This is a genomic window from Arcticibacter pallidicorallinus (assembly GCF_003002875.1).
GTDB lineage: Bacteria > Bacteroidota > Bacteroidia > Sphingobacteriales > Sphingobacteriaceae > Arcticibacter > Arcticibacter pallidicorallinus.
This window is the reverse complement of the sequence record NZ_PVTH01000001.1, coordinates 682496-694826: the sequence shown is the minus strand read 5'-3', so window position 1 is coordinate 694826 and position 12331 is coordinate 682496. Positions and strand designations below refer to the sequence as shown.

Genomic DNA, 12331 nt, shown 5'->3' with positions numbered 1-12331 from the left:
TGCTTCTACAAATCTTCGTGAGCCTCAGCTCCTACTGGGGCAACATAACCCTTCAGTGCAGGCCATTTGCCTTTTTTAATCTTCTTAGTTTTCAGCTTAGCCGGATCTACCACCACGTGCTTCATCTTCTCTCTTCTCCATGTATAGGCAAAATGAAGCAACCCATCAGAAGTTTGGATCACAGCAGGATAGGAATACTGACTGATTGGAGAATCCTCCAGAATCAGGGCAGCTTTCCATTTTTTTCCGTCTTTAGATACTGCCACATTCAGAGGTGTTCTGGCCCCTTTAGCAAGCTTTCCCGGAGGCAGAACATGGTTATACACCAATACATGCATTCCTTCTTTCGTTGTTACAGCATCCGTGCCGGAGTTGTTATTAGGCAAGCTTGTTTTAGCCAGTGGAGACCATGTTTCACCGTTGTCGTTAGACCATGCTTCAACCAGTGCCCTGTTTCTGCTTCGTGCCAGAATCTGTAACTTTCCATTCCCATGATCTAAAATACTTGGCTGAATCGCATCAAGCGTGTCTTTTCCGGAATCGAGAGGGCCGATTTTGCGCCAGGTCTTACCAAAGTCAGGTGTCACCTCAAAATGTATCTTCCAGCCGTTACCTTCTGTGCTCGTAGGGCTGAAAAGATTTCCGTTACTTAAAAGGATAGGTTTGTTCTTAATCGGACCTAAATATCCCTCAGGCAATTTCTGAGCTTCAGACCAGGTCGCACCACCGTCCTTCGACGTTTTTAACATCCCCCACCACTCCGATGGTTTAGGACCAACTTTATAGAATAACAAAAGGTCACCGCCTTCAACCTGATATAATACAGGATTCCATGTAGGAAGGCGCTTACCGTCAGGCTGAATACCGTGTGCAGCAGATGCTGGAGCAGTCCATTTACCGGCTACTTGCCTTGATACATAAATCTCAACATCCGGATGACGTTCTTTAGTACCCCCAAAAAAAGCATAAACCAATCCCTTCGGAGTCTCTACGATAGTAGCCGAATGACATGATGGAAAGGGTGCTTTCTCATATATAAATTCATCCTTAACAATTCCATTTCTCCACTTCTGGCTTTGCGCATCGGCTGATAATACCAATACTGAACATAGAAAAAATACCAGTGTGCCTATTCTTTTAATCTTCATTTTTATAAGTTGCTTGTAAACTTGTACTGTCCTGATCCTATTTCGAAAACAGCACGACCATCTTCCATTTTAATAAATTTCACTCCCTTAGAGCCCGAAGCTGATTTTCCTGACTCCTTCACATCCTTTCCTGATTTCGCAGGAATAGAGATAACGGCAGTCGTATTTACGGGAACCTCAACGTCCCAGTTGAAAGACTTCGCGTTTCTGGTCCAGTTGCTAACGACCCTGCCGTATGCAGAATAATAGGAGCTCTTAACATAGTTTAATCCTTCAGGCAAGGTAGGCTTCATTACCATCTGCTTAAAGGCCGATCTGTCGGCCGACTTTATCCCTGCAAGATTCTCATAATACCAAACGACGAGGTCTCCCAGCAACATCACGTGGTTCTGTGAGTTCATTTTCGGACTCGCGGTATTGCCATTCCATAGCTCCCAGATCGTTGTAGCACCATTCTCTACCATGTAACCCCAGCTCGGGTAATCACGGTTAGTCGCTATCTTAAAAGCAATATCAGATCTTCCGTTCTCGGTCAGTCCTCTCATCAGCATTTGCGTTCCTATAACTCCAGTGCTGATGTGTCCCTTGTTTTCTACAAGGATCTTCTCCTCGATATTGTTGAAAACCTTCGCTTTCACATCTGCAGGAACCATATCATAATACAACGGCAGAAGGTTAGCGGTAACCGTATTGTTTCCATACTGGAAAGTGGTCTTATCAAGGAACTTATCATTGAAAGCCACCTTAAGTCTCTCTGCAAGCACTTTGTATCGGCTTGCGTCTTCAGCTTGGTTCACGATTGAGGCAAAATTCTCCATCTTTCTCAGCAGATCATAGAAAGTTGCGGTTGCAATCAAAACGCCATCCGTTTGCCTCTTAGGATCTCTTGAATGAATCATTTCCTTTGACTCAGGAGGAACGCACCAGTCGCCATACTTATCCTTAGTCATCAGATCCTTCTCCATGTACCTTTCGCTCATGTAAACGATCCACTTTTTCATGGACTCATAGTGACGTTCCACAGACCGGACGTCACCATACTGATGAAGCAGCATATCCGCGACCGCAATGTACGTCCCAGGCCAGGTCGTATTATCTCCATAGTACCTCCAGAAGGCCGGAGCTACATCCGGGATACTGCCATCCGCCTTTTGCGCCTGCTGAATATCGTCCAACCACTTCGCATACAAACGGCCGTTATTAAATATAAAACTTTCGCCATAGGCGCCCGTTTTTCTGTCACCCAACCAGGGCTGTCTCTCGTTTCTCTGCGGGCAATCTACAGGCATGCCCTTGTAGTTACCTAAAATACCCCAATAGGCGTTGTTATATACCTGATTGATGGTACGATCCGAAGTCTCAAAGCTCCCCACCGTCTTCATCTCATCATAGATCACTTCACCTTCAAAATCTTCCACTTTCGGAGTACCCGGGTATCCCTTTATTTCTACGTAACGAAAGCCATGATAAACGAAAGAAGGTTGCCAGGTCTCTACACCTTCGCCTTTGAGGATGTAAAGGTCATTCACCTTCGCATCTCTCATGTTCTCCAGGAAAAGCTCACCATCTTTCTGCAAAGTTTCCGCAAAGCGAAGCGAAACAGCAGTTCCTCTTTTACCTTTCACGCGCATTTTTATCCATCCAGCCATGTTCTGTCCCATGTCCATGATATAAACACCTGGCTTCAGATATTTGATGCTTACCGGTTTCAGAGTCGACATAATCCGCATATTCGGGGTCATCTGCGCCTCGTACATCCCGCCCGGCTCCTGAACGTATTCCGCTTTGAGCCATTTTGTGTCGTCAAAACCTGTTCTGTTCCAACCCGGCATCTCCTTAGTCGCGTCATACTCTTCGCCGTCGTACTCGTTATTGGAGCGAATCGGACCATCAGCCGTCACCTTCCAGGTATCGTCAGTGGTGATCGTTTCGGTAGTTCCATCAGTGTAGGTCAGCTCCAGATTAAGAAGCATTTTCGGGTATCCGAAGGTCTTAATCTTATAGGGCTTATAACTCTGCCTCATGGTGTAAAAACGACCGTTACCTAATACGGTACCTATCGTGTTCAGCCCACTTTTCAGGCAATCTGTAACATCAAAAACGTTGTATTTTACACCTTTTGTGTAGTCTGTCGGAACGGGTGCCAATACCTGGTTGCCAATAGCGGCGCCGTTGATATACAACTCATACATCCCCATTCCCATAATGTAAACAGAGGCCGACTTAATCGTCTTTTTGGCATCAAACTCCTTCCGGAAGTAACGGGCTGAAAGACGAGACCACTGGCCTTCATCGTCCCACTTAAAAGCACGGTCCAACCCAATCCAGCGACCTCTCCAGTCTACCGGATTCAATAGGCCCATAGACCATCTCGATATTCCGCTCGAGGAAGTACTGCCGTCATTCGTCCAAACGATAACCTTCCAGTAAGCCTTATCCTTACTTTTTAGTTGCTTACCGCTGTACACGACATGCTGCGATTCGTCCGAGTTCTTCTTGCCTGAATCCCAAAGGTCAGCCTTTCCCTCTTCCAGCTTATCCGCCTGTGAAGCTACCAGAATCCGGTAAGCACTTTGCTTTAGTCCCCTTGCCGGAGATGTGATCTCCCAGCTTAGCCGTGGGTTAAGCACGTCTATCCCCAGAGGATCTGTCAGCATTTCACAGCGGAGATTCTGAAGCTGAATTCCGGCGGCGCGGCCAGCCAGCGAGGTCAGCATCAACATGAGGCAAAGTCCCACCTTTAGGGTGAGACTTTCATAGACTTTTAATTGCATACTATTTTCCTAAAAAGTTAAAGTACAAAGTAATCTCTTTTGCACGAGATGGATCTTTTTCATAATCATAGAAAATATTCTTCATTCCCATAGGCCCTGTTGTCTCTGTCTTCTGAGTCTTCGTTCCTATTCCCGAAATTCCCTGCATGAACGATATATCACCTGATGGGAAAACCGGAACGTAATTCTTGTAAGGATCATGAGACACCTTAGGCGTGAACAACCGGAGGTAGAGATCTTCGTTCTCGGTCACAACCGCGAACGACTGATCCTTGCCATGGAAATTCATCCAGTACATATTTGCATGGTAACCCTTGAACTCCGGATATTGAAAAGGAGGCTCTCCCGTAGCAGAATTATTGTACTCCTTATCCCAAACGCCAATCTGATTCCCTTTCATCCTGTTCTTCCAAACTCTGTAAGGTCCCGCACCCATATACTCAACACCTTTTGTATTGCTTTCCGGGTAAGAAAAGTTCAAGCCTACAACAGAAGTAAAATACTGCCCCGGGAAATAGTTCACCTTCATCTTCACCCAACCGGATGGATAAACGGTCCACTGGAGCATATTATAACTGGTTTTTCTGTCAAACTTCGATTCAATCACCACATTTTTCCCTTCCATTCTGTAGCTGAATCCTGCAAAGTTGTTTTCACCCTCCTGCAAGATCGGTCCATTATTAAACGGAATAACCCCTTTATCATTTTTTACTTCACGTAAAATTCCTGTGCGCTTGCTGAAAGAAACGCGAAGGTTATTAACTGTTACTTGAAATAAAGAATCCGTTTCGCTCACTTTAACGCCGTTTGCAGCGTCCTTCTTAACAATCCGTGAAGCGACATGGGCAGGGCGAACGATCGGATAGCTCCAGGTGAATATCTCTCTTTTATCTGTACCTGTAGCGGTAACGTACAATACATCATATGATTTCCAATCCGATGGGAGCTCAACCTTAAGAGCACCTTTCTCAAGGGGTTTCAGATCAGGACTTTGGATTTGTCCTTTGATAGAATCGCCTGCTACACCGTTAATTTGTTTAAGCTTCGCTAATTTCCATGAAAAGCCGATCTGATTAAGATTGGTGAAAGAATAACGGTTTTCGACATGGAATACACCATCGAATCCTTCCGCAATTTCCCTGCGCTCGATAAAAACAGGGCTCCAAATTTCTTTAATGGCGTAGAAGCTTCCTTCCTTCTCATGATGCGGACCCACGATACCATCAGCGGCATGGTTTCCATCCGTATCGATGATATTGTTCTTGTCTGTACGGACAACTCCCTGATCTGCGAAATCCCAAAGAAAACCACCTGCTGATAATGGACTATCCCACATCGCTTTCCAGTAATCCTCCAATCCCGCACCATGTCCGCCATCATACATTCCATGAAGAAACTCTGTCGGCATCACAATCTCGCGGCCGTGCATGTAATTTCCTATTCCATAATCGTACTCACGATAATGCTGTGTTTCGAAACCGTCGAACAACTGCCACGGATGAATGATCGGCCTTTTTTGAATGTCCAACTGTCTGAAAATGGTATCCAGCTCCATATTATGTCCACCTTCGTTACCATTTGCCCAGAAAACGATCGATGGATGATTTTCATCGTTAACAATCATTTCTTTCAGCAATTTCGTACCTGTAGGTGTATCATAGTGTCCGTGCCATCCTGCAAGTTCATCCATTACATATAAGCCTAAAGAATCGCAAACGTCTAAGAAATGCCCATCCGGTGGATAGTGAGACATACGAACCGCGTTCATATTCATCTCTTTCATCAGAAGCACATCTTTAATACTTAAGCTTTTGCTGGTAGTGCGTCCTGAGCTCGGCCAGAAAGAGTGGCGATTTACACCCTTAAACTTAATCTTCGCACCGTTGATATACATACCGTCACGAGGTTTCACCTCTACAGTACGGAAGCCGAACTTCTTATTTATTTTATGTACTGCCTGCTTGTTTTGATAGAGCGTAAATTCAGCGCTGTATAAATTAGGAAACTCAGCTGACCAGAGCTTTGGCGATTGAAAAGCACCAGTCATCAACACAGAGCCCGACTTCTTATTCAGGTTAGACCGGATCTCTGAACCAAATGGTTTGCCATCCGCATGAAATAGCTTAATGCCTACTTCTGTCGCAGATCCCGCAGCAATAACATTGGCACGGAAAGAGCCGTCGGCCTTAGCATCAATAGACACCCTCTCTATATGATTTTTTGGAAGACCCTCCAGATAAACCGGACGGTATATTCCACCAAAAAGCCAGAAGTCGGCCTCGCGCTCAGCGGCATTCACCGACTTATTAGCAGAATTCTCCGATACTTTCACCTCCAGCAAATTATCGGCTCCAAACTTCAGCAATTTCGTAATATCGTATCTGAATACATAGAACGCACCCTGGTGAACCGGCCCGGCCAACTTGCCGTTGATCTTTACCTCGGTGTCTGTCATGGAACCTTCAAACACGATGTTAATCTTCTTATTCTTCCAGTCATTGGACACTTTAAAAGTGCGCTTGTAAAAGCCTTCCTCTTTCCCTCTCAGACTATCTTTCGAAAACCCATAGTCATACTTGCCGAAGCCCTGAAGCTCCCAGTTTGATGGAACGGGAATGGTAGACCATTTACCCGCTTGCATTCCGCCCGTAACGTAAAAATCCCAGTTTACAGTGTCATCATTACCTGTACCGGAGAGCATCTGTTTCTGCGTCGTTTGTGCGTTAACACCAAGAGAGAAAAGAAAAAAGAAAAAAATGAAATGTATGTGAAGTACTTTCATGCTAATTATTTGGTATATAAACGTTCATTATTTATTAGTCCGGCTGCCCGGTCAGTACGGAAAGGTGTTGCAGGCAGTCCCTCTCTGTTAAAAAAGTTCGGTTGATCTGCCTCGTTCCATGCAAAGCGGACGCTAACAGGCGACTTAACAGCAGGTGATGAAACCACGACTTTATTATTTCGAATGACTGCGGCCGCAGGAACGAACTTTCCGTTCTTTCCCGCGATGGTAAAACACCTTAGTGGCTGTCCATCCTTACTGTAAAGTCCCGAACCCAGGTATTTAAAGTCGAGTTCAATAGCTGATCCCCTGGTATGCATGGCCATGAAAACCGGACCGTGTGCTGTAAGGTTAAGGCCATAAGTGTCACTTAGCGCCATGAGTGCAAGCCTTCTTCCAATCTCCCACTTCATGGGAGGATGAATATCATTGACATTACTAGCCAGGTCTGTAGTAACGATCATACCTGTATTGGCTATCTGCAGAGCCTGCTCCTGAGCCTCCCTGAATTCAGGCAATGACTCCGCCCCCAGCTTAATCTTTTGCTCGCTCCTTGAATAGTAGTGAGGCGCAAGCTGAACATAATAGAAAGGCATATCGGCTTCGCCCCATGCCGTTCTCCAGCTGTTGATAAGCAGTTTCATTTTGTCGGTATACTCAGTCCTTTCATTCAGGAAACAATTGCTTTCGCCCTGATACCATAAGAACCCTTTTATCGCGAAAGGTTGCAATGGTTCGATCATCGGTTTATAAAACTTCCCCGGATCTCCATCACCATCAGGCATAAGCACCGCCGGTATCCAGGGCTCTATTCTACTCCCCGGAATGGCAGAGGAGATCATACCCACGGGAACTCCCAACTTTTGACTCAGTTCCTTCGCGAAAAAGTAAGCCGCAGCAGAGAACGAGCGTAGCGCCGAATCACGGGCAACACTCCAGCCCGCATGCTGTGGGTGAGGCTTGACAAGCTCCTTCCTGTTCACCAGGAATATCCGGATACTGTCATTTTTTGCATATTCCAGCTCATCCACGGGGTTCCGCCCCGTATATGGCCTTGCTGTCTTACTGTTCTTTCGCATGGTGTATTCCATGTTCGATTGTCCCGAACACAGCCATACCTCCCCGACAAGAATGTTTTTTAAGACAATTGTATTCGTTCCCGCTATGAACAGGTCCTGCGCAATTCCGGATGCTTTCATAGGCTCCAGAACGACGCTCCACTTCCCAGCGGTATTGGTCTGAGTGGTTTTCTTCTGCCCCGAGAAAGATACCTCAATTCTTTCCCCAACCGAAGCCTGCCCCCAGATAGTTACAGGCTGTTCCCGCTGAAGCACCATGTTGTGCCCCAGAATTCTGGGCAGGACCACTTCCGCACTCAAGCGAGCGGAAGCAGTCAAACACATTGCCAAAACGAGAAACCTCTTTATCATTGTGCCGAGGTTTTCAGTTGTCCTATCGTGTACTTCGCCTCACGTTCAGGTGAACCCGCATTCGGAAGGTCGTATGTCTGATCTGCCGGTGTATCGATGTGTGGGAAACGACGAACGTTTCCTGTACGATAAACCACGCGTTCTATCGCTGCTACCGGAGAAAAAGCAATTCCGTTCCAGTTCTTTTCACCGTTCACGTTGATCGTACACATCCGCGTCTCTGTGTTCAGAGTAGCCTTGATAGTATACTTTTTCCCTGCTTCATATTTCAGAACACCTTTATAACGTGACCCTGCTTTGAAGTTCAGGTTGCCTACCGAATCAAGGGTAAGACGTGCAAAAGGAGTTCCCTTGCCATCCTGAAACTCAATATCCAGCACTCCAAAGTCATTCTGCGCAGCTGTTACGTCAAATTCAGCCACTAGAATTTTCGTCGCCGGTATAATACGCTCCGCTTTCGCGTAATCATACCTGTCTTTATCGGTAAGGGTCAGATATTTCAGCCCATCAGTAGCTTTTTCGACTTTTACTGGTGCCCAGAGCGGACTGTAAACGTTCCACAACTTCAGCTCTTCATTCGCAGGAAGGGCGTTGAAGTTATCATTTGCGTGCTGAGCCGCCTTATCGACGACGGGAACAGGTACTTTTGCCACCCAGATATCTTCTTTGTTCATACTGTACGACAACCACATATTGTTATCAGGCGGCGTACCGTTATTTTCAAGAATACCGCGTATGTATTGCGGTCCGTATGACTTATAATTTCCTCCATAACGCATCGGCGATATCTCACCGTTCACCAAAAGAAGGTTCTTATAATTTAAGCCGTCATCACTAACCGACAGAGCTAATGGCCAACGATATTCAGAAGGATTGTAAACTGTTGCATACTTTCCGTCAGAAGTCCTTTGTCCCCAGATCTTCGCATTACTGTTGACAAAACCGGGAGCCCTGCCCGCATTTTCCGGCCAGGTCTTTCCGCCGTCGTTACTGATAGCAGTTACGGCATGTTTCCATAAGCCCGCTACCCGTCCATCCGGAAGGGTGTAGTAACTAAGTGCTTTGTATTGCTTTTTCAGAGGAATCAGCTTATCGTCACGATCGGCCTCTTCAACCCACTGCTGCATCATCAAAGGATCTGACAGTAATTGGCGGCATGCTTCCACAAAGCCTTTATCCTTGCTCTTCGTGAACATAGGGTACTCAGATTTTTTCTGATCCCAGGTAGAGTTATGGCGGATAAAATAAATAGGACCGTATGTTCCGTCTTTATATATCTCCCTCACAACGCGGCCGATTCCTTTACCATCGTTAGGATCATCCTTTGCATCCATCGCTATACCGTAATACGCAAGGGCAAGCAAACGATCCTTCTTTGATACGAAGAAACCCATACGCTGGTGCATGATCGCATACAAATCCTTCGCCACTCCTTCAACTCCGCTTTTGCGAAACCCGTCAGGTACCTTATAAGGAGGGAAAATGATATCCGGCTTTGTCCAGTTATATCCATCCTTTGAAGTCATTAACAGCGTCTGACTTGGAGGAATATGCTCTCCCACCGGATCACTCAGATAATGCAGAAAGAAAGTATTATTCCAGTAAGCCATATTGGTCGCATGGTTGTACGTCCATCCATAGCTGTTTTCCTGACTGGGTTGTTCCCTGTTTGCCCGCATGATCTGGATGTTATGAACTCCAATCGCAGGACTCAACTGTCCGTGGTGATAATCTATATTGGATAGCGTGGTACCCGTATAATGTACCACATCCTGAGCTTGTAATGTATTAAAAATACCAGTGCCGGCAACAAACATGAATGCTGCCAGGCCGGATTTATATTTACTTAAAATCATATTTATCTTCTCCTTCAATCTTCTCTCTGAGCTGAATCTTTCAATATCTTTTTAATAAGACGCTGCTTCACGGGAACAATGGTGCCATGCTTATGTCCTTCCGGAATAGAAAGCCTGCTGCTTACATCTTCAAATTTCTTAAAGTCCTGAGTACCCAGGGCGCTATACGTCTTTTCCCCGTAAGCATCGAAGTACATCAGCCACTGGTCCTTTACCTTCACTACACTTGGACCTTCTGTCAGGATACCCGTTACCGGCTCCGTAACACCGGTGTATGGGCCCATCGCTTTATCAGAATACGCAATCCTCATAAACCGGTTCGGGCGGGTGTTATCTTTTAAGACCAGCGCATATTTTCCTTTATCCATTTTAGCGATCACAGCATCGATGACACTGAATCCAGGGTCAAGGAACAACTTTGTTTCGCTAAATGTCTGAAAATCCTTCGTCGTGATGGAGTACATCCTGTGATTGTTACTTTCAGCTTCCACTCCCTTCGGAAAACGGTGAGGGATGGTAGAAGCCCAGATGATGATAAACTGCTTATCAACGTCATCATAAAAAATCTCAGGTGCCCACACGTTTACCGTAGTAGGCTCGTGCTTCATCGCCTCGATGGAACGCTGTGGTGTCCAGTTGATCAGATCTTTCGAGCTTGAATACCCAAAACCCTTTGTTCCCTTCCAGCCTGTAGTCCATACCAAATGGAATGTCCCGTCCGGCCCCTGAACCATCGAGGGATCACGCATGATCTTATCCCCAAGTTCAGGCTTTAAGAAAATCCGGTCAAAATCCTTCCATTTGTAACCATCCTCACTATAGAGCATTCTTAAGCCCGCGTCTGCGGGCTCATTGAATGATGTAAATATGTACGCTTTCTTAGAACATGAAGATGTAAAAAGCGCAGCCAAAATAAGGGCTATAAACACACGAGTTCTCATACCTAGGCTTTATCTAAAATAAGAACCCAGTCATTTCCCGCCTTCACTTCTGCAGGAGGGTCAAACTCATGAGTACCGGTATTCGGGAACTCCCCGATTTCTGTAATTTTTCCGTCTCTTGGATTAAACCAGCTTGCCTTAACCTTGTCGCCACCGATCTTGCCCATGTTCACTTTGATATTACGGCCTGTATAGGTGTAAATGAACGCATAGTCTTTACCGCGTGTAGCAACCAGATAATCATACTTTTCTCCGTTTTCCGCAATAAGTGACTGGTCCGGCACACGCTCCAGGAACGGACGTGAAAGCATCAGATCTCTGATATGAACCATTTGTCCGGCTCCAGGCTCATTCAGCGCGTCATCCCAGTACTGATGAGAACCGTAAGCACTGCCCTTATCTTTAGCATTATGCATCTGCATAACCGAATTCTGACCATAAGTATAACCGAAAGCACCTGCAAAAACAGACCAGTAAGCGTAACGGCGAACATCGCTGTCTGTCCAGCGAGGCTGAAGTGTATCATGTAATCCCTGTGGAATGCCCTCGTAAGATGGCTCTCCATCAATGGTAGGTTTAGCAGGAGTTAAAGAGTAGTCATATTCGGAATGTTTCCAGTTATCTTCTCCATAATGACGCGTTTCATTTGAGCTGGTATCCTGATCGTAACGACGGTGACCTGACTGGTACATATTGAAATCCAACCACTCTTCATTATGGAACCACTCGGTTGAAGACGTACGTCCTCTCGGGTGGAAAGTGATCAAGTGGTTAGGGTCATTTGCTCTCAATACTTTCCCCATTGCCTGCCAAACCGAGATAGAATCACTACCCTTGATATCACCACCGTTCAGCCAGATAATGTTCGGACGGTTCTTATACCTGTCGGTAATAAATTTAGTGTAAGCCTCTGCTTGCTGTACACTGACATTACCATTTTTGACATTCGTTCCCCAGATTGGAACTAGCGCCATATACAAGCCTTTTTCGTCCGCTTTGTCTATGATGTAGTCCATATGATCCCAGTAATCGTACTGTAAGGAGTCAGCGGAATCATTACCTTCTGTGATCAATGGTTTAGACGCATCCTGATTTACCAGTGCTGAATCACCATAGAAATTTTCAGCGGCAAGCGTATGCAGCATCATTACCTGGATAACATTAAAGCCTTTTTCTTTCCTGTCTTCCAAGTATTTATCAGCTTCTTCGCGGCTAAGTTTACCAAACAATAACCAACCGGTATCACCCAGCCAAAAGAAAGGATCTCCATTTTCTTTTACAATATACCTTCCGTTTTCCGACACTTTCAGCGGTCCGGTTTTTTGTAAAATTTCCTTCTCCGCATTACATGCCACTAAGACAGACAAAGCTACAAGCGATAAATAAAAAATACGACGCAT

General features: G+C 45.7%; 7 protein-coding genes. All 7 read right to left on the bottom strand.

Annotated features, from left to right (window positions below):
* Positions 1-5 precede the first annotated feature (5 nt).
* From B0I27_RS02760 to B0I27_RS02730, 7 genes are read right to left on the bottom strand one after another with little or no spacing between them, the layout of a single operon-like run.
* Positions 6-1148, bottom strand: a complete 1143-nt coding sequence (locus B0I27_RS02760) for a sialidase family protein (RefSeq protein WP_106291119.1) — start codon at positions 1146-1148, stop codon at positions 6-8.
* A gap of 2 nt (positions 1149-1150) precedes the next feature.
* Positions 1151-3922 carry an alpha-L-rhamnosidase gene (locus tag B0I27_RS02755; RefSeq protein WP_245925412.1) on the bottom strand — a complete coding sequence of 924 codons (2772 nt, stop codon included), beginning with the start codon at positions 3920-3922 and terminating at the stop codon, positions 1151-1153.
* A gap of 1 nt (position 3923) precedes the next feature.
* On the bottom strand, positions 3924-6704 hold the full coding sequence (locus B0I27_RS02750; protein ID WP_106291115.1) for a glycoside hydrolase family 2 protein: 2781 nt from the start codon (positions 6702-6704) through the stop codon (positions 3924-3926).
* A 5-nt stretch (positions 6705-6709) separates the two neighbouring features.
* Positions 6710-8134 carry a sialate O-acetylesterase gene (locus B0I27_RS02745; protein ID WP_106291113.1) on the bottom strand — a complete coding sequence of 475 codons (1425 nt, stop codon included), beginning with the start codon at positions 8132-8134 and terminating at the stop codon, positions 6710-6712.
* Positions 8131-9990 carry an exo-alpha-sialidase gene (locus B0I27_RS02740; RefSeq protein WP_245925411.1) on the bottom strand — a complete coding sequence of 620 codons (1860 nt, stop codon included), beginning with the start codon at positions 9988-9990 and terminating at the stop codon, positions 8131-8133. Before B0I27_RS02740 ends, B0I27_RS02745 begins: the two co-directional genes overlap by 4 nt.
* Before the next feature lie 14 nt (positions 9991-10004).
* Entirely contained in the window at positions 10005-10931 is a 927-nt protein-coding gene (locus B0I27_RS02735) for a glycoside hydrolase family 43 protein (RefSeq protein ID WP_106291111.1), read from the bottom strand.
* A 2-nt stretch (positions 10932-10933) separates the two neighbouring features.
* The gene (locus B0I27_RS02730) at positions 10934-12331 is read right to left on the bottom strand and encodes a glycoside hydrolase family 140 protein (protein WP_106291109.1); all 1398 of its coding nucleotides are present in this window, start codon (positions 12329-12331) and stop codon (positions 10934-10936) included.